Origin of the sequence: Pseudomonas sp. BIGb0176 (genome assembly GCF_024810175.1) — a bacterium.
GTDB classification, from domain to species: Bacteria; Pseudomonadota; Gammaproteobacteria; order Pseudomonadales; family Pseudomonadaceae; genus Aquipseudomonas; species Aquipseudomonas protegens.
Map to the genome: position 1 here is coordinate 323,569 of NZ_JANUEC010000004.1, position 25,797 is coordinate 349,365.

Sequence of the window (25,797 nt, forward strand, 5' to 3'; positions counted from 1 at the left end):
GCCGGCGAGCCGGCTGTAGGCGCCGGCTTGCCAGCGAAAAAAACCTACGCCGGCTTGGCCACCATCAGATAGAAAATCGCCATGAAGGCCAGGAACGCCGGCCAGCCCAGGGCGAACCACCAGCGCATATAAAGGGTTGCCTGCAGCGGCATCGGCGCCCCGTCCTGCAGGGCCTGCTCGGCCATCTTGTGCACTCGGATCTGCAACCAGACCACCGGCAGCCAGCACAGCCCCGCCACCACATACAGGCCCAGGCTCCACATCAGCCACGCCTGCTGCAGCGACCAGCCTGCCAGGTGCACCAGCCCCAGCCCGCTCAACGGCTGGAATACCGCCGTGGTGGCGGTAAAGGCCCAGTCGGCGAACACCAGGTGCTTGAAGGTCACGGCAATCACTTCCACCCGGCCACTGCGCCAGGCCCGCAGGGCGTAATAGGCCGACCCCGCGCCGAGGCCGAACAGCACGGTGGAGGACAGGATATGCAGGGTTTTCAACAGCAGGTAAGCGCTCATTGGTGGGGTTCGGTCCACAGCAGCCATAGGGTCGCCACCATCAGCACCAGGTTCTTGGCGACGGCGGCATAAGGGTCAAACCAGAAGTGCGGCAGGATCAGGCTGATGATCAGGGTGTAGCCGAGCATCAGCCCCAACTGCGCCTGCAAGGCCCGCCGGCGCCAGCGCCGCAGCAGCAGGCCGACACCCAGCAGCGCATCACAGAGTGAACCGCCGATCACCGCCAGGGCCGCCCAGACGCCCTGCACGCCAGCCTCGGCCATGATCCGCAGGCCCCAGTCGTAACCCGGGCCAATGCACACCAGCGCGGTACCCAGCCAGATCAGCACCATCACTGCCAGCAACAGCGGGCGCAGGGCCAGTTGGGTGCTTTGCGCCGCCTGCGGCCAGTCCTGCAAGCGGGCCGCCAGCGGCGCCGCGTGATACCCGCAGACCGAGGCCAGCACCTGCGGATCCGCCAGGTTGTCGTGGCGGGCCATGGCCAGGCTCTGCCGGTTCAAGGCTCGCCAGCCCAGGCGATCGCCAGCAGCAGCCACCAGCCGCAGCAAGACCGCTGGCAGCTTGAAGTAGCGCGCCGGGCCCCAGCCCTGGGCCGACCGCAGGTGATCGAGCAGTTGCGCCATGGTCATGCGTTCCGGGCCGACCAGGGGCAGAACCATGGATTCCTGCGGCCACTGCCTGAGCAGCGCCAGCACCGCGGCACTCAAGTCCTCTATATGCAAGGGCTGCATCTGCGCCTTGGCGGACAGCAAAGGAATCAGCGGCCAGGGCGACAGCCTCGTCAGCCAGCCGCTGCTGGCACCGCCAGCGCCGAGCACCAGCGAGGGCCGCAGCACCACCGCCGGTACCCCCAACTGCAGCAGGTAATCATCCGCCGCCGCCTTGCTGGCAAGGAACGGCACCTGGGGCAGGATCCCGGCCCCCAATGCGGAAATCTGCAGTACCCGCACGCCCCGGGCCGCCGCCAGATCGAACAGCGCGCGGGTACCCAGGTCCTGGGTCAGGCTCAACGCCCGCGCATCAGTGCTCAACAGCCCCGCGGCGTTGATCAGCAGGTCGGTGTCGGCAGGCAGGGCAAAGGGCTGGGGCTCGCGGCCCAGGCAATCGAGATCCAGCTGGCGCCACTCCACCCCGGGCAACCCCTGGGGCTGCGGGCGACGGCTGGTGGCAATCAGCTGATGGCCGGCAGCGTGCAATGCCGCCAGCAGATGACGGCCGACAAACCCTGTGGCCCCCACCAGAACGACCTTCATGGCAATCCTTGAGAGTTAGACCGGCTTGGCGCCCATAAGACCGGCAATGGTCACGAAACATGCGGCGCTGAACACCGCCAGCACCAGGGTGAACGCCAGGCCGCTGGCAACCTTGGCCACCCGCAGGCGGTTGAGGCGCACCATCAGCCACAGCCAGGCCAAGGCCCCCAGGGTGTAGAGCACACTGGAACCCAGGACCCAGGTCTGCCCCAGCGGCCAACCCACCAGATGCACCAGCCACCAACCGCTGAACGGCAATGTCAGCATGCCCAGCGCCAGCAACAGCCAGCCGAACAGGCCCGGACGGTGCAGCACCCGGCTATAAACCGTGGCATCCCCCTGGCGGCGCAGGCGCCAGACCCAGATCGCCAGCCCCAGCGCACTGCCCAATAGCAGCACGGTGGCCAGTACATGAAGCGTCTTCAGCGTGGTCAGTGTTTCCATGTTTTCGCTTCCTTAAGGCTCCGATCCTCAGCGTAGTCGTTCAGCCGAGGAACAGCTGGTAGGCCGGGTTGTCGCTTTCATCCCAGTACGGATAGCCGATCTGCTCCAGCGCCGCGGGCACCAGGTGACGTTCATCGGCCGGCACTTGCAGGCCGGCGACTACCCGGCCATCCGCCGCACCATGGTTGCGGTAGTGGAACATCGAGATATTCCAGCGCCCGCCCAGCTTGTTGAGGAAGTTGAACAGCGCCCCCGGACGCTCCGGAAATTCGAAACGCAGCACCACTTCGTCGCTGACCTTCTCGGCATGGCCACCGACCATGTAGCGGATGTGCAGCTTGGCCAGCTCGTTGTCGGTCAGGTCGATCACCGGAAAGCCCTGCTCGGTCAGACTGGCGATCAGGGCGCTACGCGGATCGTTTTCCGGGTGGGTCTGCACGCCGACGAAGATGTGCGCCTCGCTGCCGGTGTTGTAGCGGTAGTTGAATTCGGTGATCTGGCGCTTGCCCACCGCCTCGCAGAAGGCCTTGAAGCTGCCGGGCTTCTCGGGAATGGTCACGGCGATGATGGCTTCGCGGCCTTCGCCCAGTTCGGCGCGCTCGGCGACGTGGCGCAGGCGGTCGAAGTTGACGTTGGCCCCGGAGTCGATGGCTACCAGGGTCTGCCCGCTGATACCGCGCTGCTCGACGTACTTCTTGATCCCGGCAACGCCCAGGGCGCCGGCAGGTTCGGTGATCGAGCGGGTATCGTCGTAGATATCCTTGATTGCCGCACAGATCTCGTCGGTACTGACGGTAATCACTTCATCCACATAATCCTTGCAGATGTCGAAGGTGTGCTGGCCAATCTGCGCCACCGCCACGCCGTCGGCGAAGATCCCCACGGTCGGCAGCACCACGCGCTCACCGGCAGCCATGGCCGCCTGCAGGCAGTTGGAGTCGTCCGGCTCGACGCCGATGACCTTGATCTCCGGGCGCAGGTACTTCACATAGGCCGCGATGCCGGCGATCAGGCCGCCGCCACCGACCGGAACGAAGATCGCATCTAGCGGGCCGGGGTGCTGGCGCAGAATCTCCATGGCCACCGTGCCCTGCCCGGCAATGGTGTGCGGATCATCGTAGGGATGGATGTAGACGTAGCCCTTCTCGTCCACCAGCTTCAGGGAGTAGGCCAGCGCTTCAGGGAAGGTATCGCCGTGCAGCACCACCTTGCCACCACGGGAGCGCACGCCCTCGACCTTGATCTCGGGGGTGGTCTTGGGCATCACGATAGTAGCCTTGACCCCCAGCACCTTGGCCGCCAGGGCCAGGCCCTGGGCGTGGTTGCCCGCCGACGCAGTGACCACGCCCCGGGCGCGCTCGGCTTCGCTGAGCTGGGTCAGCTTGTTGTAGGCACCACGGATCTTGAACGAGAACACCGGCTGCAAGTCTTCACGCTTGAGCCAGATCTGATTGCCCAGCCGCTCGGAGAGCTGGCGGGCAGTCTGCAATGGGGTTTCTACGGCAACGTCATAAACGCGCGAGGTGAGGATCTTCTTGACGTACTGTTCGAGCATCGGAAAGCATCACTGAGCGGGTTGGGCAGGGCCAGGGAGTCTAACCCAGCGTTTGCCCGGGCGACCACACGAATACAGAGGTTTTAGCCGCCCCCTCGCCTTCTCTGAAGCCCGGCCGATTAGCCAAACGGGCAATGACCTGATCTGCTGCGGCGCCTATAATGCCGGCCTTTGTGCCCCCCTTGCCCGCTTCGGAGCCCGCATGACCCAGGATCAACTCAAACAGGCCGTTGCCCAGGCCGCCGTCGACCTTATCCTCCCGAAACTCGATGACAAGAGCATCGTCGGGGTCGGCACCGGCTCCACCGCCAACTGTTTCATCGACGCCCTGGCCCTGCACAAGGGCGCCTTCGACGGCGCCGTGGCCAGCTCCGAAGCCACCGCCGCGCGCCTCAAGGGCCACGGGATTGCGGTCTACGAGCTCAACACCGTGAGCGACCTGGAGTTCTACATCGACGGCGCCGACGAAAGCGACGAGCACCTGAACCTGATCAAGGGCGGCGGCGCCGCCCTGACTCGGGAAAAGATCGTCGCCGCCGTGGCCAAGACGTTTATCTGCATCGCCGACGCCAGCAAGCTGGTGCCGGTGCTGGGCAACTTCCCGCTGCCCGTGGAAGTGATCCCCATGGCCCGCAGCCACGTGGCCCGTGAACTGGTGAAACTGGGCGGCGACCCGGTGTACCGCGAAGGCGTGATCACCGACAACGGCAACATCATCCTCGATGTGCACAACATGCAGATCACCAATCCGGTGGAACTGGAAAGCCAGATCAATGCCATTGTCGGCGTGGTCACCAATGGCCTGTTCGCTGCACGCCCCGCTGATGTGCTGCTGCTGGGTACCGCCGAAGGGGTGAAGACCCTCAAGGCCTGAGCCTGCCCTGCAGATAGGAGCCGGCTGGCGGGCGAAGGCGGTTTTGAAGGCCTCTTCGCTGGCAAGCTGGCTCCTACATCGGTTTCTTGAAGACGTAGAACAGGTTCGGTTCGCTCACCAGGTACAGGGTGCCGGCGTCATCCATGGCCATCCCTTCCGCCTGAGGCACCGCCTTGCTCAGACCCTGACGCCACTTGCCCAGGGCCAGGGTACTCAGCGGGCGCCCCTCGACATCCAGCTCCACCACCAGCCGTGACTCGTCCGACAGTGCCAGCAGGTGGCCACTGCGCTCGTCGTATTGCAGGCTGGATAGATCACGCACGAACAGGCCGGCATCGCGCTTGGGGTTGTTCACCACATGCATCCCGTAGGACTGTTCCGGATCTTGATGGGGGAAGCCCTGCACTTCATAGATCAGCATCGGGTCGCGCTCCTTGGCGACGAACAGGCGCTTGCCCTGGGAGTCGTAGGCCAGCCCCTCGAAGCCTTTGTTGCCGGCAAGGTGCACGCCCAGGGTGATCTGCTCGGCTTCTGCCGCATCCACCGCCGTGGTTTCATCGTCCAGCTGGATCTTGATCAGCCGGTGCTGGCGCTCGTCACTGATCACATAGGTATTGGCACTGATGAACTCCACCGCTTCGGGATCGCCAAAGCCCACCAGAGCGATGCGGCGCAGGATCTGCCCGTCCAGGGATAGCTCGATCAGTTCGGAATTCTTGTTGGTCACGGTGAACAGGCTGTTGCGCAGCGGATCGTAGGTCAGCGCCGAGACCTCATCCAGACCCTCGATGGGCTGCGCCTCCAGCACGACACGATAATCGCCCAACCCCAGGGATTGGGGGGCCGCCACCTGCCAGTAGGATTGCCAGTCGAACCAGGCGCGCTGCCACAACCTGTGGTTATGGACAAACACCGCCAGCAGCACGGCCATCAGGCAGAGGATCAGGTAAAGGGGTTGCAGGCGGGTGAGGCGATACATGGCGGGCAGGCTCGAAATCAGGACAGGCTGATGAAATATCACAGCCGCCTGAATTCAAGCTTAATGCCCTGAATGGCCCGGCTCGGGTGCCAGGCCGGGGCTCACTGTTTCTCGAAGCGATAGAACAGGTTGGGCTCGCTGACCATGTACAGGTTGCCGGCCTCATCCATGGCCACCCCTTCGGCCCGGGGAATGGTTTTTTCCAGGCCATTGAAGCCACCGAGCAGGGCCATGAAGCTGACCTGCTCGCCCTGCTCGTCCAGTTCCAGCAGCAGATGGGAATCAGCCGACAGCACCAGGGTATGGCCGGTGCGCGGGTCGATACCCAGGGCCGACAGGTTGCGCAAGTCGAGTTCGTCGCTGGCCAGCTTCTGCTTGTTGCCCTTGAGTACTTGGCTACCGTCGCTGCTCCAGGTAAACAACGCCGGCGGGCGCTCCTCCCCGAGCAGCAACTGTTGCCTGCGCGGGTTCCAGGCAATGGCTTCGAACGCCTTGTTCTGGTCTGCCGAAGGGCCCAGGTCGTATTTGGGGAAGTCCGCGACATTCAGCGACCGGGTATTGGCATCGACCTTGACGATCACCAGCGAATGCTCGCGCTCATCGACAATCGCCAGCAGGCCATTTTCCAGGACCGCGACCCCTTCCGGGTTGCTCCAGCCCACTAGAGGCATCTTGCGCAGGACGTCGCCTTGCAGCGACAGCTCCACCAGGAATGGGTATTTGCCCATTACCGAAAACAGGGTCTTGGTCTGGGGGTTATAGGAAAGATCGGAGGCTTCGTCCCGCTCCATGCCTGGCAGGACCTTGGCATCGATCACCGCCCGGTAGCTGGGCAGCCAGATACTGGAGCTGCGTTCGGCGGTACTGACAAAACCTTCCTGGACCCAGAGAGCCCCACGGTCATCCCAATGCATGAGGCTGGCTACGCCATAGCAGATCACGCCCGCCAACAGCAGCCAGGAATACCAGCGCATGCGCAATCGCAAGCGGCGGATGAGGCGAGGTTTAGGTAGAGGGTGGGCGTCCATCACACAGATTCCAGAAACGCGGCCAAAGTTAATAGCACAGGGATTTTAGATCCGCGAACCATAAACTTCGGAATTATCCGGGAAAAATGTGAAAAAACGGTTAAAGCCGCTGATCTCTCTGCGCCGGGCCCTGGATTACCGGGCCCAGCGCAGAAAGATTCGGATCAACGGACGCTGCTGGTGAAACGGCTGGCACCGGGAAGCTCCAGCACCAGCTCATCGCCGACATTCAGCGGCCCAACCCCGACCGGCGTGCCCGTGAGGATCACATCGCCGGCCTGCAGGGAGAAACAACCGGCCATGTACTGGATCATCGGCACTATGGGGTTGAGCATGATGGCGCTGTTGCCGTCCTGGCGTACTTCACCGTTGATGGTCAGGCGGATGCCGATGTCGGTCAGGTCGGCGAAGGTGCTGCCCACCACAAAGGGCGCGATCACCGCCGCGCCGTCGAACGACTTGGCGATTTCCCAGGGCAGGCCCTTGGCTTTGAGTTCGGCCTGCTTGTCCCGCAGGGTCAGGTCCAGTGCCGGGGCAAAGCCGGAAATGGCATCCAGCACTTCTTCACGGCTGGGTTTGGTGGAGAGCGGCTTGCCGATCAACACCGCGATTTCCGCTTCGTAGTGCACCGAACCACGCTCGGTGGGAATGGCGAACCCACCTTCCAGGGGTACCACACAACTGCCCGGCTTGATAAACAGCAGGGGTTCGGTAGGTACCGGGTTGTCCAGCTCCTTGGCGTGCTCGGCGTAGTTGCGACCGATGCACACCACCTTGCCCACCGGAAAATGGATCCGGGTACCGTCGACATACTGGTGCTGATAGCTCATTACCGACTCCTGCTTGTGTGCTTTATCTGGACACTACCCGGCTTCAGATCGCGAAGATCTTGCCCGGATTCATGATGCCGTTCGGGTCGAACGCGGCCTTGACCGCCTTCATGTACTCGATCTCCACCGGCGAGCGGCTGTAGGTCAGGTAATCACGCTTGGTCATGCCCACGCCGTGCTCCGCGGAAATCGAGCCGTTGTACTTCTCGACCGTCTCGAACACCCACTTGTTGACCGTCGCGCACTTGGCAAAGAACTCGTCCTTGCTCAGGTTATCCGGCTTGAGGATATTCAGGTGCAGGTTGCCGTCGCCGATGTGGCCGAACCAGACGATTTCGAAGTCCGGGTAATGCTTGCCGACGATGGCGTCGATTTCCTGAAGGAAGGCCGGGACTTTCGACACAGTGACCGAAATGTCGTTCTTGTACGGCGTCCAGTGGGAAATGGTCTCGGAGATGTATTCGCGCAGCTTCCACAGGTTGTGCAACTGGGTTTCGCTCTGGCTCATCACGCCGTCCAGGACCCAGCCCTGCTCGACACAGTGCTCGAAGGTTTCCAGGGCGTGGTTGGCCACTTCCTCGGTGGTGGCTTCGAATTCCAGCAGCGCATAGAACGGGCATTCGGATTCGAATGGCGCCGGCACGTCGCCACGGGCCAAGACCTTGGCCAGGGCCTTGTCGGAGAAGAACTCGAAGGCGGTCAGATCAAGCTTGCTCTGGAAGGCGTGCAGCACCGGCATGATCGAGTCGAAATCAGGGGTGCCCAGGACCATCGCCGTGAGGTTCTTCGGGGCCCGGTCCAGGCGCATGGTGGCCTCGACCACGAAGCCCAGGGTGCCCTCGGCGCCGATGAACAGCTGGCGCAAGTCATAGCCGGTGGCGTTCTTGATCAGGTCCTTGTTCAGCTCCAGCAGGTCGCCCTTGCCGGTGACCACCTTCATGCCGGCCACCCAATTGCGGGTCATGCCGTAGCGAATCACCTTGATCCCGCCGGCATTGGTACCGATATTGCCGCCAATCTGGCTGGAACCTGCAGAAGCGAAATCCACCGGGTAGTACAGGCCGTTTTCTTGCGCCAGGTTCTGCAACTGCTCGGTGACCACGCCCGGCTGGCACACTGCGGTGCGGTCGGTCAGGTTCAGGTCGAGGATCTGGTTCATATAGTCGAAGGACACCACCACCTCGCCGTTGGCTGCCACCGCTGCCGCCGAAAGCCCGGTGCGACCGCCCGAAGGCACCAGCGCAACCTTGTGCTGATTGGCCCAGCGCACAATGGCCTGGACCTGCTCGATGGTTTTCGGAAACACAATGGCTGTCGGGGCCGGGGCGAAATGCTTGGTCCAATCCTTGCCGTAGGCATTCAGGGAGTCAGCGTCGGTCAGCACCTTGCCAGGCTCAACCAGGGTCTTCAGCTCATCAATCAGGGCAGGATTGGTCATCGACAGAACTCTCGAACAATTCATGGTCATCCTGAGAACGCTTCACGTCGCAGGAATGAGTGTTTAGCGGGGCGCGTATGCTAGCATACCGCCCCCGCAGGAGAGTGCCCAAGGGCCTTTCTGCGGTGTCGGCCCAGTGCCGCCCAGGTCAGCTCAAGCTGTCCACTTCCCTGCCATTTTTCTCCGGGACACAGGTTTACGCAGATGAGCAAGACTTCTCTCGATAAGAGCAAGATCAAGTTCCTTCTCCTCGAAGGCGTCCACCAATCCGCTGTCGACGTCCTCAAGGCCGCCGGCTACACCAGCATCGAGTACCTCACCGGTTCTCTGCCGGAAGCCCAGCTCAAGGAAAAGATCGCCGATGCACACTTCATCGGCATTCGCTCCCGCACTCAACTGACCGAAGAGATCTTCGACCACGCGAAGAAACTGGTCGCAGTGGGCTGCTTCTGCATCGGCACCAACCAGGTTGACCTGTCCGCCGCTCGCGAGCGCGGCATCGCGGTGTTCAACGCGCCGTACTCCAACACCCGTTCGGTTGCCGAGCTGGTGCTGGCCGAGGCCATCCTGCTGCTGCGCGGCATCCCCGAGAAAAACGCTTCCTGCCACCGTGGCGGCTGGATCAAGAGCGCGGCCAACTCCTTCGAAATCCGTGGCAAGAAGCTGGGTATCGTCGGTTACGGCTCCATTGGTACTCAGCTGTCGGTCCTGGCCGAAGGCTTAGGGATGCAGGTGTTCTTCTACGACACCGTGACCAAGCTGCCACTGGGCAACGCCACCCAGGTGGGCAACCTGCACGAACTGCTGGGCATGTCCGACATCGTCACCCTGCACGTGCCGGAAACCGCGGCCACCCAGTGGATGATCGGCGAGAAGGAAATCCGCGCCATCAAGAAGGGCGGCATCCTGATCAACGCCGCCCGCGGCACCGTGGTCGAGCTGGACGCCCTGGCGGACGCGATCAAGGACAAGCACCTGATCGGCGCGGCCATCGACGTATTCCCGGTGGAGCCGCGCTCCAACGACGAAGAGTTCGAAAGCCCGCTGCGCGGCCTGGACAACGTGATCCTGACCCCGCACATCGGCGGTTCCACCGCTGAAGCCCAGGCCAACATCGGCCTGGAAGTGGCAGAAAAACTGGTCAAGTACAGCGACAACGGTACCTCGGTGTCCTCGGTCAACTTCCCTGAAGTGGCGCTGCCGGCCCACCCGGGCAAGCACCGTCTGCTGCACATCCACGAGAACATTCCGGGCGTGATGAGCGAGATCAACAAGGTCTTCGCCGAAAACGGCATCAACATCTCCGGTCAGTTCCTGCAGACCAACGAGAAGGTCGGCTACGTGGTGATCGACGTCGACGCCGAGTACTCGGACCTGGCGCAAGAGAAGCTGCAGCACATCAACGGCACCATCCGTTGCCGCGTGCTGTTCTAAGCCTCGACCGCGGCACAAAAAAGGGAGCCCTCTGGGCTCCCTTTTTTATCGTGTTTACGATTATTTCACTGTTACTGTGATTTTCTTGGAAACGATCACCGGGTTGAAAGGCACGTGGTTCTTGTCCCCCAGTTCCAGTTGCAGGGTGTGCTTGCCGGGGGTCAGGGTCACTTCGGTTTCGGTCTGGGCCTTGCCGAAGTGCAGGTGGTTGGCGTCCATCGGGATCGGCAGGTTCTCGGCAGGCAACTGATCGACATCGATCAGCAGGTGATGGTGGCCGGTGTTGGCGGTCTGATCGCCCGCCGGAGCCAGGGCGATGCCTTCAACGCCGAACTTGACCTTGAAGGTCTTGTCCACGGTGGCCCCGTCGGCCGGGGAAACGATAGTCACCTTGGCGCCGGCAGGTGCCTCGGTACGCGGAATTTCCGCTGCACCGGCCAGCATCGAGGTCCCCAGCAACAGACCGGCCAAAGCAGCACGCGACATAAAAATTTTCATTATCTTCTCCAGTTTTTCCGCAAATCTTTTACGGTTATGACAACTTCGTGGCAATTCGTTGTCGAAGGCACTCAACACCTTAGCAAAGCGAGCCTGAACGGCGCATCGCTCATATAAATTCAAGGAGTGACCATGCGTTTCCTGCCTGGCCTGTTACTTTTGCTGCCCCTTGCGAGCACTTGCGCTCAAGCCGAACTGATGGACGATATCAATGACCGCGGCGAGCTGCGCATCGCCCTGGAAGCCGATACGCCACCCTTCAATTTCAAGGACGACGGCAAACTCACCGGTTTCGAGGTGGAGTTGGGGCAACTGCTGGCCAGTGAACTGGACGTACGCGCGGACTTCGTGGTGACCGAGGCCGCCGAACTGCTCCCGGGAGTGGAAAGCGGCAAGTTCGACGTGGCGATCAACCACATAGCAATGACCCCGGAACTCAAGGATCGTTTCGATTTCAGCGAACCCTACAGCTATTCCAGTGCGCAGTTGATTGTGCGCAAGGAAGAGCAGCGTCCGCTGTTTTCCCTGCAGGCCCTGCGCGGCCAGGCGCTGGGGGTGGCCCAGGGCAGCCAGTTCGTCGATCAGGCGCGGACTGTGGAAGGGATCAACCTGCGCAGCTACGCCGATGCCCAGCAGCCGATCAAGGACGTGGCGGACAAGCAGATCGACGCTGCCATCAGCGATCGCCTGCTGATTCCCTACGCCATTCGCGACAGCCGCCTGCCGGTGAAAGAAGGCGCCAAGGTCGGACCGACCCTGAGCCTGGCGATCCCCTTCCAGAAAGGTAACCCAGCGTTTCGCGCGAGCCTGGACAGCGCCTTGCAGCGGATCAAGGCCGACGGGCGCCTGATGGCCCTGTCGGAGAAATGGTTCGGCATGGACGCGAGCAAACCGCCGAAGGCCGAAGCCGGGCAGTAAACGACACAAGCTGCCTGGATTGACCTGTAGCCGCAGCCTGCGAACGGCCCGAAGGGACGCAGGGGCTTCATGGCTGCTAGAGGTAGGCGGGAAATCGTCAAGCAAGGCCCTTAGGGCCTTTTCGCAGCCTCGCTAAAACTCGGCAGCGGCTACGAGGACAATGCGGCCAGGGCGCTGGCGGCCTCGGGCAGTTGCAGCTCGCTGAAGACTTGCACCCCGTGCTGCTTGAGCAACGCGGCGGTGACGCCCTCCCCCGAAACCTTGACCCCGCTGAAGCTGCCGTCATAGGTCAGCAGGTTGCCGCAGGATGGGCTGTGGGCCTTGAGCACGGCAACGCGGATCCGGTGCTTTTCCACCAGTTCCAGGGCCTGGCGGGCGCCAGCCAGGAACTGGGCGCTGACATCTTCACCTTCGCAGGTCATCACCGGTGCCCGCCCCTCGAGCACATCGACACCCTGCCCGCCGGGGATCTCCGCCGGCGCCCGTGGCGTGGGCAAACCCCCAGCAACCTCCGGACACAAGGCAACCACTCGTCCCTCTTGCTGCCAGGCGGCCAGTTGATCGAACGGGCCGCTGGCACCGCCGTCGTAGCGTACGCGGTGGCCCAACAGGCAGCGGCTGACCAGGATCTTGTGCATATTCAGAACGGCTCGTTACCACGGCGCCGGAACCAGCCGGTCAGGGACAGGCGTTCCCGGGTCGCGGGCATGACTTCATGGGGGACTTCGCCGGAAAGAAACACCACCAGCCGCCCCCCGACAGGGACTACATCGTATTGCCCCCGGTCATTGAGGTACATGCGCAATTGCCCGCCCTGCTCGGGCAGCCACTCCTCATTGAGGTAGACCACCGCCGAGACCATGCGCCGGTCGTCATCGCGAAAGCGATCCACGTGGCGCTTGTAGAAGGCTCCCGGCGGGTACATCGCGAAATGGCATTCGAAATCTTCAAGCCCCAGGAACAGGCCTCGGTTCAGAGCCTCGCGCAGGCTGTCCATCAGTTCCAGGTAGCTATCGCAGGCCTGGGCCTGACCGGGCTCGAGCCACTGGATATGGTCGCCGCGAATACCCTCGCGGATCTCCTGGGCCGGCCCGCGTCCTACCGCCGCCGGCGCCAGTTCACCTTCAGCCGCACGTTTACGGCACTCAGCCGCCAGTTCGAGGGTCAGAGCCTCGGACAGGAAGACATTTTGCTGCGACCAGCCACAGGCGGCCAGGTCGTCGACAATGTTCAACAACAGCGGATGATCAGAGGGTATTTGCATGGCGCGCATAGTATCCAGCCTCAGAAAAATCTGACAGAGCCGCAGAGCGGAGGATGAAGCATTTTTTTCAATGGGCTTACACATCATCGGTTTGCCGAGGGATGCTGATACGAATTCTCGACAACCACCCTCTTGCCCCGGAGAATAGTCGCCTGCTGACAGGAGTCCTTATGCGCCGTTTGCTTTTCTCACTGTTGATCTTCTGCGCCTTGCCTGCCTGGGCAGACAGCCACGACCAGTTGTACCAGGTCGCCGGTTGGGCGCAACAGCGCGCGCATTTCAACGATGCCCTCAGCGCCGCCCAGCAGCGCTACCAGAGCAGCCTGCCGCCGGCGGTCTATCAAGCCCTGGTGGACAACAGCAACCAGCGCTTCGCACCCCAGGCCGTGGACCGTCGCGCCGAGGCCCAACTGCGGCAGAACCTGGCGGACCCCGCACCGGCCCTGGCCTTCTTCCAGTCGCCCCTGGGCCGCAAGATCGTCGCCGCCGAACTGCTGGCGACCCGCCGCGACCAGCTGGCCAAGAACGCCCAGGGCCTGCCGAAGATGCAGGCCAGCGACAACCGCCAATTGATCATCGGCCACCTGGCCCAGGCCCTGCCGGCCCGGGAAGCGGGTGCAGAGGTGAGCCTGGCGATTGCCGGTGTCGCTGCCGATAGCCTGAGCCAGATGATTCCCGGCCTGCTGGGGGGCGGCCAGGCCCAGGGCATGCTCAACGGCCAGCGCCAGCGGCTGATGCAGCAGATCGGCAATGACCTGAACAACACCTTGCTGTACGTCTATCGGGATCTGTCCGACACGGAGCTGGAAGAGTTCGCCACCTTCGCCGAATCCAGCGAAGGCAAGGCCTACTACCAGGCCGCCCTGGCAGCGATTCGCGCCGGCCTGGCGGTCGGCCAGAGCACTTCCAGCCTCGCCCCCTGACCCGGCAACTCGCCTGTGACCGCTGCCGAGCCCGCAGGTCCTTGCCTGGCACTCGCCTGACGAGCCTGCAGTAGCCTGGGGCTCTTGCGTCCCTTAGGGCCGTTCGCAGCCTGCGGCAGCGGCTGCACCAATCTCTAGAGGTGCTGGGTCAGAAAGGCGAAGTACTGATCGCGATACAACGGGATTTCATTGGCCAGGTGGTGCCGCGCATCGGGCAGCATCAATAGCTCGGGCGCGGCGAACTTGCCGCGAATCACCTGCAGATTGTGCTGCCAGTCCACGGTCATGTCCGCATCCCCCTGAACGATCAACGGCTGCCTGGAGCTGCGGGGCGCCGCCTCCAGGCGCTTGATCCAGCGCGACAGCGCTCCCACCCAGGCCGTCGGCAAGCGTTGCGGCTGCAACGGGTCGACCTGCAGGAACGCGAGGAAATCCGGGTCGTTGGAGTTTTCACTGAAGCGCCGGGCAATGCCGGTGACGAAGGGCCGCAGCGCGTAATAACTGAGCATCGACCAGCCCCAGGCCCGCGGCCGCACCAGCGGCGAGAGCAGCATCACCTGCCCCTGGGCCGGGCTCTCGGCGCCCTGGTTGAGCAGGTGGTCCATGATGATCGCGCCGCCGGTGCTTTGCCCGAACAGGTGCCAGGGCTCGGGGAGCTCCAGGGACCGGGCCTCGGCGAACAGGCCTTGCAGCACCCGCTGGTACACCGCGAAATCATCGATACTGGCCCGCTCGCCACTGGAAAGACCGTGCCCGGGCAGGTCGCAGGAAATCACCACGAAACGCCGTTGCAGCGCCCACTCGATCACATGCCGGTACAAGCCCATGTGGTCGTAGAAGCCGTGGAACAGAAACAGCGTGGCCCGTGGCTGCTCCGGCCACCAGACCTGGCTCACCACTTCGTAGCCGTCCACCTGGAAACGCCCCATGCGGCTACGCGGCACCAGCGCCCGCCCGGCGAAATCCAGCCCATAGAAACGCTGGTAGGCCTGCCCCTCCACCGACAAAGGCTGCCCGGCGACCAGAGGTTGCAGGCTGGCACGCAGGTGGTCGGGGTCGAAAGTGGCGGGCATAGAGAATTCCAAAGCGGGGGTACCGGCGACAAAACGGGCTTTCTGGGCCTGCGATATTCATCTGTCGCGGCAAGCATGGCAAGCTACGCGACCTTCGAGGACCGATCTTAATGCGCCAGTCTTACCGCACGCCCCTGCTTGCCAGCCTGCTCGTCCTGATCTGCGCCGTGGTGCTGTGGAACGCCTACGAATGGTTCCAGGGCCGCTATCTGCGGGCGTTCAGCGAGCACACCGCGATGTTCTCCGGCGACCCGTTGCAACTGCCCGCCGAACTGGCCGGCCCCGGGGCGATCCGCCTGGTGCATTTCTGGGACCCGGCCTGCCCCTGCAATGTCGGTAACCAGCAGCACCTGGCCGAGCTGATCGAAACCTATGGCCCGCGGGGCGTGGAGTTCTATGCCGTACAGAAGCCCGGCAGCCACGGCCAGCTACCCGCCACCCTGAGCCGCCTGAAGCACCTCGACAGCCTGCCCGGAGCGGAACAGATCCCCGCCAGCCCGGCAGTGGCGATCTGGGACCGCAACGGCAAGCTGGCCTACTTCGGCCCCTACAGCGAAGGCCTGACCTGCAATTCCAGCAACAGCTTCATCGAGCCCATCCTCCAGGCCCTTGAGGACAATCGCCCGGTCAGCGCCACCCACACCCTGGCCATCGGCTGCTACTGCCCCTGGCCGGCCGAACAAGGCATTCGCGACTAATCAAGGACTGCCTCCTGCGCGGGGCCCCTGACTTGTGCTAAATCTCTGCAGCTCTCCCAAGGCGGCATTGAATACAACAACAGCAAGGAGCCCGCATGAAACGCAGCCTGACCGTCGTCGCCGTACTGATCCTCGCCCTGCTGGCAGGGCTTGCCGGCTACCTGTACAGCAAGCAGCCGACGCGTCAGGGCCAGGTCGAGCTCAATGGCCTGCAAGGCTCGGTCACCGTGCGTTACGACGAACGCGGGGTGCCGCACATTCGCGCCGAAAACGAAGCCGACCTGTACCGCGCCCTGGGCTACGTGCACGCCCAGGACCGGCTGTTCCAGATGGAAGTGCTGCGGCGCCTGTCCCGGGGCGAGCTGGCAGAGGTGCTGGGGCCCAAGCTGGTGGACACCGACAAACTGTTCCGCAGCCTGCGGATTCGCGAACGGGCCGACAGCTATATCGCCGGGCTCGACCATCAGTCACCCGCCTGGAAGGCCCTGGAAGCCTATCTGGACGGCATCAACCAGTATCAGGACAGCCACGCCAGCCCCATCGAGTTCGACGTCCTGGGTATCCGCAAGCGGCCTTTCACCGCAGAAGACACCGTCAGCGTCGCCGGTTTCATGGCCTACAGCTTTGCCATGGCCTTTCGCACCGAGCCGCTGCTGACCTACATCCGCGACGAGCTGGGCAATGACTACCTGAAGGTGTTCGACCTCGACTGGCAGCCCAAGGGCGTGCTGGCCAAGGGCAAGACCCCACCTTCAGCGCCACTGGCCGCCGTCGACTGGCAGGGCCTGGGCCGAATCGCCCGCCTGAGCCAGCAAGCCCTGGAAGAAGCCGGGCTGCCGCAATTCGAGGGCAGCAATGCCTGGGTGGTTTCCGGCTCGCGGACCAAGAGCGGCCGCGCGCTGCTGGCCGGCGACCCGCATATCCGCTACTCGCTGCCGTCGGTGTGGTACGAGGCCCAGCTCTCGGCCCCTGGCTTTGAACTCTACGGTCATCACCAGGCCCTGGTGCCCTTCGCCTTCCTCGGCCACAACCTGGACTTCGGCTGGAGCCTGACCATGTTCCAGAACGATGACCTCGACCTGATCGCCGAAAAGGTCAACCCGGAGAACCCCAATCAGGTCTGGTTCCACGACAAGTGGGTGGACCTGATCACCAGCGAGCAGCAGATCGCCGTCAAGGGCCAGGCCCCGGTGACCCTGACCCTGCGCCAGTCGCCCCACGGCCCGATCATCAACGACATGCTCGGCACCACCGTGGGCAAGGCGCCGATCGCCATGTGGTGGGGTTTCCTGGAAACCCCGAACCCGATCCTCGACGGCTTCTACCAGCTCAACCGCGCAGACACCCTGGCCAAGGTCCGCGCTGCGGCCGCCAAGGTCCATGCACCGGGCCTGAACATCGTCTGGGCCAACGCCAAGGGCGACATCGGCTGGTGGGCGGCGGCGCTCCTGCCCAAGCGCCCGGCGGGGGCCAAGCCGGCCTTCATCCTCGATGGCAGCACCAGCCTGGCGGACAAGGAAGGCTTCTACCCCTTCAGCGCCAACCCCCAGGAAGAGAACCCGGCCCGGGGCTATATCGTCTCGGCCAACTTCCAGCCGGTATCCCCCACCGGCATGGAGATCCCCGGCTACTACAACCTGGCCGACCGTGGTCAGCAACTGGATCGGCAGCTCAGCGACAAGAGCCAGAAATGGGACCTGGAGAACACCCAGAAACTGCAGTTGGGCACCACCACCGCCTACGGGCCGCGCCTGCTGGCGCCGCTGTTGCCGGTGTTGCGTGAAGTAGTCAGCGACCCCGAGGAACTGAAGCTGGTGGAGCAACTGGCGAAATGGCAGGGCGACTATCCGCTGGAATCCACCAGCGCGACGCTGTTCAACCAGTTCCTGTTCAACCTGGCCGATGCCACTTTCCATGAAAAACTCGGCGACGCCTATTTCGACGCCCTGATCCAGGCCCGGGTGGTGGACGCCGCCCTGCCCCGGCTGGCGGCGGACCCCGACTCGCCCTGGTGGGACAACCGCACCACGCCCCAGCGCGAAAGCCGCGCCGACACGGTCAAGCTGGCCTGGCGCGCCAGTATCGACCACCTGCGCCTGACCCTGGGCGCCAACCCGGCGCAATGGCGCTGGGGCCAGGCCCACACGCTGACCCACGGCCACCCGCTGGGCATGCAGAAGCCCCTGGACCGGCTGTTCAACGTCGGCCCCCTGGACGCCCCCGGCAGCCACGAAGTGCCGAACAACCTCACCGCCAAGATCGGCCCGGCGCCCTGGTCAGTGGTCTACGGGCCCTCGACCCGGCGCATCATCGACTTCGCCGACCCGGCCCACAGCCTGACCATCAACCCGGTGGGCCAGAGTGGCGTGCTGTTCGACAAGCACTACGACGATCAGGCCGAAGCCTATATCGAAGGGGTCTACCAGCAGGCGCACTTCAGCGACGAGGAAGTCACCGCCAACACCCGCAGCACCCTGAAGCTGCTGCCGGCACGCCCCCGGGTCCCGGCGCCTTGACCAGCGGCGGGTGTAGAAGCGAGCTGGCCAGCGAAGAGGCCAGCAAGCCCTGCACTCCGCTGAAGGACGCCTTCGCCGGCAAGCCGGCTCCTACAAGGGTACGGTGCTGAAGTTCAGGCGGAACTGTTGCGGGGTCAGCCCCAGGCGCCGGTTGAACACGCTGCGCATGTGCTGGGCATCGCGAAAACCGCAGGCGTAGGCCACGGTCTTGAGCGGCGCCGCGCTGCGTTCGAGCATCCCCCGCGCCGCATCCATCCGCGCGCCTTCGACAAATTCCGCCGGAGTCACCCCCGCTTCTCGAACGAACACTCGGGCAAAATTGCGCGGGCTCATGTTCACCGCCCGGGCCAGCTCGGCAATGCTCAGGTCCGCCTGCAACCGGTCCTGCACATGCTGCTGGACCCGAGCCACGGTGGAGGTGGTCTCGGCCTGGGGCAACAGAAACGGGCTGAACTGCGACTGCCCCCCCGTGCGCTGGGTGAACACCACCAGACGCTTGGCCACGCTCAGGGCCACCCCCGCACCATGATCCTGGGCCAGCAGGTACAGCGACAGGTCGATGCCGGCGGTGACCCCCGCCGAAGTGAACAGCCTGCCGTCCTGGACGTACAGGCGATCAGCCTCGACCCGGGTGCCCGGGCACAGCGCAGCCAGCGCCAGCGCATCGCTCCAGTGGGTGGTCACCGTGCGCCCTTCCAGCAACCCGGCCCGGGCCAGGATGAACGCGCCGTTGCAGATCGAGCCGAAGCCCTTGGCCCGGGCGCAGGCCTCGCGCAGCCAGGCGTAGAAGGCCGGGCTGAACTGGCTGCCAGGCACCTGTGGGCCGCCCGCCACCAGCAACAGGTCAAAGGGCTCCAGGGCCTGGGTGAAGGAACAATGGGCCTGCAACAGCAGGCCATTGGAACAGGCCTGCGCCCCAGCCTCGACGCCAATCACCCGCAAGCGGTAATGATCCTCGGCCGGCAGAAACCGGTTGGCTTCGCAAAACACATCCATGGGCCCGGTGACATCGAGGGCCTGGACACCCGGAAAAACCAGCACGGCAACGCTTCTACCCATGGCGCAAACAGCCCTCTATGACCCGCGCCCGGCAACCCCGAGCGGCGGGCAATTGTCGCAAGCAAAGCTCGGGGGAACATAGCACTGGCAGGAAATGCACGCAGGTTGGCCGGGATCGCAGCCCCGGTGCGATTGTGGGCCGAAAGGCCCGGTAACAGACTGAAGGCTCCAGCGCCAGCACGGCGCCCGCCACGAGGAACGCCCCATGAGCTCCACCATCGCCGGGATCCGGATACCCGACAGCGCCCTGGCCCGGGCCACCACCGAGTACATCCGCGATGTCGAATCCGACCTGCTTTATCACCACTCGCGCCGGGTGTTCCTGTTCGGCGCCCTGAGCGGCGAACGCCGGCAGCTGGCTTACGACCCGCAGTTGCTCTACGTCGGCGCCATGTTCCACGACCTGGGGTTGGTGGAGGGCCTGCGCAGCGCCGACCAGCGCTTCGAAGTCGACGGCGCCAACGCCGCACGCGACTTTCTCCAGCCCTACGGCCTCAGCGCCGACGATATCGAGCAGGTCTGGCTGTCCATCGCCTTGCACACCACCCCAGGCATCCCCCAGCACCTGCGCCCTACCGTGGCCCTGGTCACCGCCGGGGTCGAGATGGATGTGCTGGGCATCGACTACGCCGCGTTCCCCGCGGCCCAGCGTGAAGCCGTGGTCCACGCCCACCCGCGCGGTGAAGGCTTCAAGGAATGCATCATCTGCGCCTTCGCCGACGGCCTGCGCCATCGCCCGCAAACCACCTTCGGCAACGTCAAGACCGACGTCCTGGCCGACCAGCAGCCAGGGTTCAAGGCGTTGAATTTCGTCGAGGTGATTCGCCGTTCACCCTGGCAATCCTGACCCATCACCAGCGCTGCAGGAGCTGGCTGGCCAGCGAAGAGACCCGCAAGCCCAATCCCCTTCTGAAGGACGCTTGCCCCGGCAAGGGCCAATAAAAAACCTCGCTCCCGGAAACCGGGGCGAGGTTTTTTGATGACACAACTGCAAGTCAGGCGGTTTCCGGCGCCTGGGCCCGACGCACGTCCGGCTGTTTCCAGGAGTCAGCAGCGCTTTCCTCGATGGCCTGCTGGATCGCCCGCTTGCGGGCTTCTTCGGCGCGCCGGCTGAAGAACCAGACCAGGAAGGTCACCAGAGACACCGCCAGCAGGATCAGGCTGGCCACGGCGTTGATCTCCGGCTTCACCCCCAGGCGCACCGCCGAGAACACTTCCATCGGCAAGGTGGTGGAACCCGGGCCGGAGACGAAGCTGGCCAGTACCAGGTCATCCAGGGACAGGGCGAAGGACATCATGCCGCCGGCCGCCAGCGAAGGCGCGATCATCGGGATGGTGATCAGGAAGAACACCTTCCACGGCCGCGCGCCCAGGTCCATGGCCGCCTCTTCGATGGACAGGTCCAGCTCACGCAGGCGGGCCGACACCACCACTGCCACATAGGCGGCGCAGAACGTGGTGTGGGCGATCCAGATGGTGACGATGCCGCGCTCCTGAGGCCAGCCGACCGCCTGGGCCATGGCCACGAACAGCAGCAGCAAGGAAAGACCGGTGATCACTTCCGGCATCACCAGCGGCGCGGTGACCAGGCCACCGAACAGGGTACGGCCCTTGAAGCGGGTGATCCGGGTCAGCACGAACGCCGCCAGGGTGCCCAGTGCCACCGCCGCTACAGCGGTGTAGCAGGCGATTTCCAGGGAGCGCATCACCGAGCCCATCAGTTGCTGGTTATCCAGCAGGCCGATGTACCACTTGATTGACCAGCCGCCCCACACCGTCACCAGCTTGGAGGCGTTGAACGAGTAGATCACCAGGATCAGCATCGGCAGGTAGATGAACAACAGGCCGAGCACCAGCATCAGGCTGGAGAAACTGAAGCGCTTCATTCCTTGCCCTCCATTTCCTTGGCCTGACTGCGGTTGAACAGGATGATCGGCACAATCAGGATCGCCAGCATCACCACCGCCAGGGCGGATGCCACCGGCCAGTCACGGTTGTTGAAGAACTCTTGCCACAGCACCTTGCCGATCATCAGGGTTTCCGGACCGCCCAGCAGTTCCGGAATCACGAACTCACCCACCACCGGGATGAACACCAGCATGCAGCCGGCAATGATGCCGTTCTTGGACAGCGGCACGGTGATTTTCCAGAAGCTGTTGAAGGTACTCGAACCCAGGTCGGCCGCGGCCTCCAGCAGGCTGGTGTCGTGTTTCACCAGGTTCGCGTACAGCGGCAGGATCATGAACGGCAGGTAGGAATAGACCACACCGATATACACCGCGATGTTGGTGTTGAGGATCTGCAGCGGCTCGTTGATCCAGCCCATGGACATCAGGAAGCCATTGAGCAGGCCGTTATTGCTGAGGATGCCCATCCAGGCGTAGACGCGGATCAGGATCGCGGTCCAGGTCGGCATCATGATCAGCAGCACCAGCACCGTCTGCAATTCCTTGCGGGCACTGGCGATGGCGTAGGCCATCGGGTAGCCGATCAGCAGGCAGAGGATGGTGCTGAAGAACGCCATCTTCAGCGAGCCGAGGTAGGCGGCGATATAGAGTTCGTCGTCGCCGAGCATCGCGTAGTTGCCCAGGTTCAGCAGCAACTGCAGCTTCTGGTCGACGTAGCTGTAGATCTCGGTGTACGGCGGAATGGCCACGTCCGCTTCGGCGAAGCTGATCTTCAGGACGATGAAGAACGGCAGCATGAAGAACAGGAACAGCCAGATGAACGGAACCCCGATGACCAGCTGACGGCCACCGGGAATTATTCGATTGAGTCGGCGCTTGAGCTTTCGCATGTTCATGAGCGCAGTACCACGCCGCTGTCGTCTTCCCACCAGACGTAGACCTGGTCACCCCAGGTCGGCCGCGCACCACGGCGCTCGGCGTTGGCGACGAAGGATTGCACCAGCTTGCCGCTCGGCAGTTCGACGTAGAACACCGAGTGGCCGCCCAGGTAGGCAATGTCGTGGACCTTGCCGCTGGACCAGTTGTACTCGCAGGTCGGCATCTCGGCAGTCACCAGGAGCTTTTCCGGGCGGATCGCGTAGGTCACCGATTTGTCCTGCACCGAAGTGCTGATACCGTGGCCGACATAGATACTGCGGTCCAGGTCCTTGCAGGTAATCAGGGCGTGGCCCTCGGCATCGTCCACCACTTCACCCTCGAAGATGTTGACGTTGCCGATGAATTCGCAGACCAGGCGGCTGACCGGGGTCTCGTAGATGTCGATCGGGCTGCCGATCTGGGCGATCCAGCCCAGGTGCATGATGGCGATGCGTTCGGCCATGGTCATGGCCTCTTCCTGGTCGTGGGTCACCATTACGCAGGTCACGCCCACGCGCTCGATGATCTCCACCAGCTCCAGCTGCATCTGTGAGCGCAGCTTCTTGTCCAGGGCGCCCATGGGCTCGTCCAGCAAGAGCAGCTTGGGACGCTTGGCCAGGGAACGGGCCAGGGCCACGCGCTGGCGCTGGCCGCCGGAGAGCTGGTGCGGCTTGCGCTTGGCGTACTGGCTCATCTGCACCAGCTTGAGCATCTCTGCCACCCGGGCGTCGATCTCGGCGGCAGGAATCTTGTCCTGCTTGAGGCCGAAGGCGATGTTCTGCGCCACGGTCATGTGGGGGAACAAGGCGTAGGACTGGAACATCATGTTGATCGGCCGCTCGTAAGGCGGCATGTCAGTGATGTCTACACCATCGAGGAAGATTCGCCCCTCCGTTGGCCGTTCGAAACCGGCCAGCATCCGCAGCAAGGTGGACTTGCCTGAACCCGAACCGCCGAGCAGGGCGAAGATCTCGCCCTTCTTGATTTCCAGGGACACATCGTCCACGGCAACCGTCTCGTCGAACTTCTTCGTGACCCGGTCGATTTTGACCAGCACCTGCTTAGGTGTCTGGTCGCCCTCGAGGGCTTTCTTATAGGCGCCGGAGGCAACTGCCATTTGCGAAACTCCCAACAAAATTTGCAGCCCGCCCCATGTAGGCGGACCTTGGATAGTTTGAGCCTGTGGAACTACTTACCCGTCTTGACCTTGGTCCAGCTGCGGGTCATCAAGCGTTGGATATTGGGTGGCAACTCGGTGGACACGTAGGTCTTGTCGAGCACTTCCTGCGGTGGGTAGACCGCTTCGTCGGTGCGGATGGACTGCTCCATCAGCTTGTCCGACCCGGGGTTGGGGTTGGCATAACCGACATAGTCACTGACCTGAACGATCACTTCAGGTTGCAGCAAATAGTTGATGAAGGCGTGGGCTTGCTTGACGTTGGTCGAATCCTTGGGGATCGCCAGCATGTCGAACCACAGGGCACCGCCCTCCTTCGGAATCGTATAGGCGATGTTCACACCCTTGCCGGCATCGGCGGCCCGGGCCTTGGCCTGGAACACATCGCCGGAAAACCCGATGGCCACGCAGATATTGCCGTTGGCCAGGTCCGAGATGTACTTGGACGAATGGAAGTAGGTCACGTAAGGACGCACTGCCAGTAACGTGGCCTCGGCCTTCTTGTAGTCCTGGGGGTTGGTGCTGTTGGCGTTCAGGCCCAGGTAGTTGAGGACTGTGGGCATCATCTCGTCGGCGGAGTCGAGGAAGGCCACGCCGCAGCTGTTGAGCTTCTTGATGTTCTCCGGCTCGAACAGCACGCTCCAGGAATCGATCTTGTCCACGCCCAGGGCGGCCTTGACCTTGTCGACGTTGTAGCCGATGCCGTTGGTACCCCACAGGTACGGCACCGCGTACTGGTTGCCCGGGTCGTTCATTTCCAGACGCTTGAGCAGTACCGGGTCAAGGTTCGAATAGTGGGTCAGCAGGCTCTTGTCGAGCTTCTGGAAAGCCCCGGCCTTGATCTGCTTGCCCAGGAAGTGGTTGGACGGCACGACCACGTCATAACCGGTACGGCCGGCCAGCAACTTGCCTTCCAGGGTTTCATTGGAATCGAATACGTCATACACCGGCTTGATACCGGTGGCCTTTTCAAACTCGGCCAGGGTGTTCTGACCGATGTAATCGGACCAGTTATAAATATGCACGGTCGGTGCAGCCTGGACGCCAGCCATCAGCGTCAGGCCGGCGGCGGCCAGCATGGCTTTGCGAAATAAAGAAATAGGCAAGTGGAGGTCCTCTTAAATAGTTGGGCCCAAGTTGCCCCGCGCTACCTGACAGCCTCCAAGCTGCCCAGCAACAAAACCGGCGCGCAACTTACCCTCGATAAACCAATCCAGCAAAACTTTCTGTCATTTAATTGTTTCCTGTTGCCGCCCTCGCCACGACGACGGCAACAGGGAGTGCTGCAAATCGGCTTATTTGCCGGATTTGATCTTGGTCCAGCTGCGGGTCAGGATGCGCTGGGTCGCGGCCGGCAGGTCGGCGATCGCGTACAGCTTGGCCTGCACCTCAGCTGGCGGGTAGACGCCCGGGTCGCTGGTGATGTCTTTATCGACCAATGGGGTTGCAGCCGCGTTACCGTTGGGGAAACGCACGGCGTTGGTGATTTCGGCCATGACTTCAGGCTTTTGCAGGAAGGTCATGAACTTGTAGGCGCCTTCGACGTTTTCCGCGTCTTTGGGGATGGCCACCATGTCATAGAAGCTGCCAGCACCTTCTTTGGGGATGTTGTAGCTGACCTTGACCTTGTCACCGGCTTCGGCGGCACGGGCCTTGGCCTGGTAGATGTCGCCCGAGTAACCCACGGCGACGCAGATGTTGCCGTTGGCCAGGTCGGAGATGTACTTGGAGGAGTGGAAGTAGGCGATCGAAGGACGGATCTTGAGGAACAGCGCTTCGGCTTCAGCCAGTTGCTTCTTGTCCTGGCTGTCGGTCGGGTAGCCCAGGTAGTGCAGCGCCACCGGAATCATCTCGGTTGGCGAATCGAGGAAGCTGACGCCGCAGGCCTTCAGCTTCTCAGCGTTCTCAGGCTTGAACAGCAGGTCCCAGGAGTTGGTCGGTGCATCGGCACCCAGCGCGGCCTTGACCTTCTCGGCGTTGAAGCCGATACCGATCGAGCCCCACATGTAAGGGAAGGCATGCTTGTTGCCCGGGTCGCTCACCGAAACCGCCTTGAGCAGCGATTCGTTGAGGTTCTTCCAGTTCGGCAACTTGGAGCGGTCCAGTTCCTGGTAGACACCGGCCTTGATCTGCTTGGCCAGGAAGTTGTTGGAAGGCACCACAACGTCATAACCGGACTTGCCGGCGAGCAACTTGGCTTCCAGGGTTTCATTGCTGTCGAACACGTCGTAGACAACCTTGATGCCCGACTCGGCTTCAAACTTCTTGATAGTGTCCGGCGCGATGTAATCGGACCAGTTGTAAACGTGCAGCACTTTATCGTCCGCTTGTGCCGCCGCCGCCATCACGCCCATCAGGGACATGGCGAGGAGGGTCTTGCCAGCTAACTTCATACCTAATGCCTTCATGCGTAATGCTCCAATTATTCTTTTTAACCACTCGCTCAGCGGCCAATATCCGGGCAACCAAAACGGCGGGTAGTCTGGCAAGATCCAAGGC

General features: G+C 63.1%; 25 protein-coding genes. 7 read left to right on the top strand and 18 right to left on the bottom strand.

Annotation, left to right across the window (positions count from 1 at the left end; all coding sequences use genetic code 11):
• Positions 1-44: 44 nt before the first annotated feature.
• From M2395_RS24540 to ilvA, 4 genes are read right to left on the bottom strand one after another with little or no spacing between them, the layout of a single operon-like run.
• A complete protein-coding gene (locus M2395_RS24540; protein ID WP_123431090.1) occupies positions 45-512 on the bottom strand; it encodes a DUF2269 domain-containing protein in 468 nt (155 codons plus the stop codon).
• Positions 509-1,765 carry an SDR family oxidoreductase gene (locus M2395_RS24545; protein WP_123431091.1) on the bottom strand — a complete coding sequence of 419 codons (1,257 nt, stop codon included), beginning with the start codon at positions 1,763-1,765 and terminating at the stop codon, positions 509-511. The genes M2395_RS24540 and M2395_RS24545 overlap by 4 nt, the downstream gene beginning before the upstream one ends.
• Before the next feature lie 15 nt (positions 1,766-1,780).
• Positions 1,781-2,209: a DUF2269 family protein gene (locus tag M2395_RS24550; protein WP_011064077.1), complete on the bottom strand. Its 429-nt coding sequence runs from the start codon at positions 2,207-2,209 to the stop codon at positions 1,781-1,783.
• A gap of 40 nt (positions 2,210-2,249) precedes the next feature.
• Positions 2,250-3,764, bottom strand: coding sequence for a threonine ammonia-lyase, biosynthetic (gene ilvA / locus M2395_RS24555; RefSeq protein ID WP_015637402.1), 1,515 nt, complete (start codon positions 3,762-3,764; stop codon positions 2,250-2,252).
• Between the two features lie 202 nt (positions 3,765-3,966).
• Between ilvA and rpiA the strand changes: the two genes are divergently transcribed.
• Entirely contained in the window at positions 3,967-4,638 is a 672-nt protein-coding gene (gene rpiA / locus M2395_RS24560; protein WP_015637403.1) for a ribose-5-phosphate isomerase RpiA, read from the top strand.
• Positions 4,639-4,711: 73 nt separating this feature from the next.
• Here rpiA and M2395_RS24565 read toward each other — a convergent pair whose 3' ends face one another.
• From M2395_RS24565 to M2395_RS24580, 4 genes are all read right to left on the bottom strand, one after another.
• Positions 4,712-5,617 carry an SdiA-regulated domain-containing protein gene (locus M2395_RS24565; protein WP_015637404.1) on the bottom strand — a complete coding sequence of 302 codons (906 nt, stop codon included), beginning with the start codon at positions 5,615-5,617 and terminating at the stop codon, positions 4,712-4,714.
• A gap of 101 nt (positions 5,618-5,718) precedes the next feature.
• Entirely contained in the window at positions 5,719-6,645 is a 927-nt protein-coding gene (locus M2395_RS24570; RefSeq protein WP_053160352.1) for an SdiA-regulated domain-containing protein, read from the bottom strand.
• Between the two features lie 164 nt (positions 6,646-6,809).
• Positions 6,810-7,475 (bottom strand): fumarylacetoacetate hydrolase family protein, encoded by a 666-nt coding sequence (locus M2395_RS24575; RefSeq protein ID WP_011064082.1) that lies wholly within the window; start codon positions 7,473-7,475, stop codon positions 6,810-6,812.
• A 43-nt stretch (positions 7,476-7,518) separates the two neighbouring features.
• Positions 7,519-8,913 carry an FAD-binding oxidoreductase gene (locus tag M2395_RS24580; protein ID WP_123431093.1) on the bottom strand — a complete coding sequence of 465 codons (1,395 nt, stop codon included), beginning with the start codon at positions 8,911-8,913 and terminating at the stop codon, positions 7,519-7,521.
• A 204-nt stretch (positions 8,914-9,117) separates the two neighbouring features.
• Here M2395_RS24580 and serA point away from each other — a divergent pair, with 204 nt between their 5' ends.
• On the top strand, positions 9,118-10,347 hold the full coding sequence (gene serA, locus M2395_RS24585) for a phosphoglycerate dehydrogenase (protein ID WP_011064084.1): 1,230 nt from the start codon (positions 9,118-9,120) through the stop codon (positions 10,345-10,347).
• A 60-nt stretch (positions 10,348-10,407) separates the two neighbouring features.
• Here the strand turns inward: serA and M2395_RS24590 are convergent, their stop codons facing one another.
• Positions 10,408-10,845 carry a DUF4399 domain-containing protein gene (locus M2395_RS24590; protein ID WP_011064085.1) on the bottom strand — a complete coding sequence of 146 codons (438 nt, stop codon included), beginning with the start codon at positions 10,843-10,845 and terminating at the stop codon, positions 10,408-10,410.
• A 132-nt stretch (positions 10,846-10,977) separates the two neighbouring features.
• Here M2395_RS24590 and M2395_RS24595 point away from each other — a divergent pair, with 132 nt between their 5' ends.
• Complete coding sequence (locus tag M2395_RS24595; protein ID WP_011064086.1) at positions 10,978-11,763, top strand: transporter substrate-binding domain-containing protein; 786 nt, start codon at positions 10,978-10,980, stop codon at positions 11,761-11,763.
• 149 nt (positions 11,764-11,912) lie between these two features.
• Here the strand turns inward: M2395_RS24595 and M2395_RS24600 are convergent, their stop codons facing one another.
• Complete coding sequence (locus M2395_RS24600; RefSeq protein WP_011064087.1) at positions 11,913-12,401, bottom strand: DUF523 domain-containing protein; 489 nt, start codon at positions 12,399-12,401, stop codon at positions 11,913-11,915.
• A 2-nt stretch (positions 12,402-12,403) separates the two neighbouring features.
• Complete coding sequence (locus M2395_RS24605; protein WP_011064088.1) at positions 12,404-13,036, bottom strand: 2OG-Fe(II) oxygenase; 633 nt, start codon at positions 13,034-13,036, stop codon at positions 12,404-12,406.
• Positions 13,037-13,197: 161 nt separating this feature from the next.
• Here M2395_RS24605 and M2395_RS24610 point away from each other — a divergent pair, with 161 nt between their 5' ends.
• Complete coding sequence (locus M2395_RS24610; protein ID WP_011064089.1) at positions 13,198-13,950, top strand: DUF2059 domain-containing protein; 753 nt, start codon at positions 13,198-13,200, stop codon at positions 13,948-13,950.
• A 134-nt stretch (positions 13,951-14,084) separates the two neighbouring features.
• Here the strand turns inward: M2395_RS24610 and M2395_RS24615 are convergent, their stop codons facing one another.
• Positions 14,085-15,023 (bottom strand): alpha/beta hydrolase, encoded by a 939-nt coding sequence (locus M2395_RS24615; protein WP_019093426.1) that lies wholly within the window; start codon positions 15,021-15,023, stop codon positions 14,085-14,087.
• Between the two features lie 110 nt (positions 15,024-15,133).
• Here M2395_RS24615 and M2395_RS24620 point away from each other — a divergent pair, with 110 nt between their 5' ends.
• A complete protein-coding gene (locus M2395_RS24620) occupies positions 15,134-15,721 on the top strand; it encodes a DUF6436 domain-containing protein (protein WP_019093425.1) in 588 nt (195 codons plus the stop codon).
• Positions 15,722-15,816: 95 nt separating this feature from the next.
• On the top strand, positions 15,817-18,237 hold the full coding sequence (locus M2395_RS24625; RefSeq protein ID WP_072443521.1) for a penicillin acylase family protein: 2,421 nt from the start codon (positions 15,817-15,819) through the stop codon (positions 18,235-18,237).
• A 90-nt stretch (positions 18,238-18,327) separates the two neighbouring features.
• Here the strand turns inward: M2395_RS24625 and M2395_RS24630 are convergent, their stop codons facing one another.
• Complete coding sequence (locus M2395_RS24630) at positions 18,328-19,296, bottom strand: GlxA family transcriptional regulator (protein WP_123431094.1); 969 nt, start codon at positions 19,294-19,296, stop codon at positions 18,328-18,330.
• A gap of 205 nt (positions 19,297-19,501) precedes the next feature.
• On the opposite strand from M2395_RS24630, the gene M2395_RS24635 reads away from it, so the two are divergent.
• Positions 19,502-20,143, top strand: a complete 642-nt coding sequence (locus tag M2395_RS24635) for an HD domain-containing protein (protein ID WP_011064094.1) — start codon at positions 19,502-19,504, stop codon at positions 20,141-20,143.
• 148 nt (positions 20,144-20,291) lie between these two features.
• Here the strand turns inward: M2395_RS24635 and M2395_RS24640 are convergent, their stop codons facing one another.
• From M2395_RS24640 to M2395_RS24660, 5 genes are all read right to left on the bottom strand, one after another.
• On the bottom strand, positions 20,292-21,182 hold the full coding sequence (locus tag M2395_RS24640; RefSeq protein ID WP_011064095.1) for an ABC transporter permease subunit: 891 nt from the start codon (positions 21,180-21,182) through the stop codon (positions 20,292-20,294).
• Positions 21,179-22,060: an ABC transporter permease subunit gene (locus tag M2395_RS24645; protein WP_169892555.1), complete on the bottom strand. Its 882-nt coding sequence runs from the start codon at positions 22,058-22,060 to the stop codon at positions 21,179-21,181. The genes M2395_RS24640 and M2395_RS24645 overlap by 4 nt, the downstream gene beginning before the upstream one ends.
• Before the next feature lie 35 nt (positions 22,061-22,095).
• Complete coding sequence (locus tag M2395_RS24650; protein WP_041120308.1) at positions 22,096-23,238, bottom strand: ABC transporter ATP-binding protein; 1,143 nt, start codon at positions 23,236-23,238, stop codon at positions 22,096-22,098.
• 71 nt (positions 23,239-23,309) lie between these two features.
• The gene (locus tag M2395_RS24655; protein WP_123431095.1) at positions 23,310-24,404 is read right to left on the bottom strand and encodes a polyamine ABC transporter substrate-binding protein; all 1,095 of its coding nucleotides are present in this window, start codon (positions 24,402-24,404) and stop codon (positions 23,310-23,312) included.
• A 189-nt stretch (positions 24,405-24,593) separates the two neighbouring features.
• Complete coding sequence (locus tag M2395_RS24660) at positions 24,594-25,691, bottom strand: polyamine ABC transporter substrate-binding protein (RefSeq protein WP_026020018.1); 1,098 nt, start codon at positions 25,689-25,691, stop codon at positions 24,594-24,596.
• Between the last annotated feature and the right edge of the window lie 106 nt (positions 25,692-25,797).

Bases quoted from the DNA above. Each gene is read 5' to 3' on its own strand.
- M2395_RS24540 (WP_123431090.1), bottom strand. From the start codon at position 512: ATGAGCGCTTACCTGCTGTTGAAAACCCTGCATATCCTGTCCTCCACC.
- M2395_RS24545 (WP_123431091.1), bottom strand. From the start codon at position 1,765: ATGAAGGTCGTTCTGGTGGGGGCCACAGGGTTTGTCGGCCGTCATCTG.
- M2395_RS24550 (WP_011064077.1), bottom strand. From the start codon at position 2,209: ATGGAAACACTGACCACGCTGAAGACGCTTCATGTACTGGCCACCGTG.
- ilvA (WP_015637402.1), bottom strand. From the start codon at position 3,764: ATGCTCGAACAGTACGTCAAGAAGATCCTCACCTCGCGCGTTTATGAC.
- rpiA (WP_015637403.1), top strand. From the start codon at position 3,967: ATGACCCAGGATCAACTCAAACAGGCCGTTGCCCAGGCCGCCGTCGAC.
- M2395_RS24565 (WP_015637404.1), bottom strand. From the start codon at position 5,617: ATGTATCGCCTCACCCGCCTGCAACCCCTTTACCTGATCCTCTGCCTG.
- M2395_RS24570 (WP_053160352.1), bottom strand. From the start codon at position 6,645: ATGGACGCCCACCCTCTACCTAAACCTCGCCTCATCCGCCGCTTGCGA.
- M2395_RS24575 (WP_011064082.1), bottom strand. From the start codon at position 7,475: ATGAGCTATCAGCACCAGTATGTCGACGGTACCCGGATCCATTTTCCG.
- M2395_RS24580 (WP_123431093.1), bottom strand. From the start codon at position 8,913: ATGACCAATCCTGCCCTGATTGATGAGCTGAAGACCCTGGTTGAGCCT.
- serA (WP_011064084.1), top strand. From the start codon at position 9,118: ATGAGCAAGACTTCTCTCGATAAGAGCAAGATCAAGTTCCTTCTCCTC.
- M2395_RS24590 (WP_011064085.1), bottom strand. From the start codon at position 10,845: ATGAAAATTTTTATGTCGCGTGCTGCTTTGGCCGGTCTGTTGCTGGGG.
- M2395_RS24595 (WP_011064086.1), top strand. From the start codon at position 10,978: ATGCGTTTCCTGCCTGGCCTGTTACTTTTGCTGCCCCTTGCGAGCACT.
- M2395_RS24600 (WP_011064087.1), bottom strand. From the start codon at position 12,401: ATGCACAAGATCCTGGTCAGCCGCTGCCTGTTGGGCCACCGCGTACGC.
- M2395_RS24605 (WP_011064088.1), bottom strand. From the start codon at position 13,036: ATGCGCGCCATGCAAATACCCTCTGATCATCCGCTGTTGTTGAACATT.
- M2395_RS24610 (WP_011064089.1), top strand. From the start codon at position 13,198: ATGCGCCGTTTGCTTTTCTCACTGTTGATCTTCTGCGCCTTGCCTGCC.
- M2395_RS24615 (WP_019093426.1), bottom strand. From the start codon at position 15,023: ATGCCCGCCACTTTCGACCCCGACCACCTGCGTGCCAGCCTGCAACCT.
- M2395_RS24620 (WP_019093425.1), top strand. From the start codon at position 15,134: ATGCGCCAGTCTTACCGCACGCCCCTGCTTGCCAGCCTGCTCGTCCTG.
- M2395_RS24625 (WP_072443521.1), top strand. From the start codon at position 15,817: ATGAAACGCAGCCTGACCGTCGTCGCCGTACTGATCCTCGCCCTGCTG.
- M2395_RS24630 (WP_123431094.1), bottom strand. From the start codon at position 19,296: ATGGGTAGAAGCGTTGCCGTGCTGGTTTTTCCGGGTGTCCAGGCCCTC.
- M2395_RS24635 (WP_011064094.1), top strand. From the start codon at position 19,502: ATGAGCTCCACCATCGCCGGGATCCGGATACCCGACAGCGCCCTGGCC.
- M2395_RS24640 (WP_011064095.1), bottom strand. From the start codon at position 21,182: ATGAAGCGCTTCAGTTTCTCCAGCCTGATGCTGGTGCTCGGCCTGTTG.
- M2395_RS24650 (WP_041120308.1), bottom strand. From the start codon at position 23,238: ATGGCAGTTGCCTCCGGCGCCTATAAGAAAGCCCTCGAGGGCGACCAG.
- M2395_RS24660 (WP_026020018.1), bottom strand. From the start codon at position 25,691: ATGAAGTTAGCTGGCAAGACCCTCCTCGCCATGTCCCTGATGGGCGTG.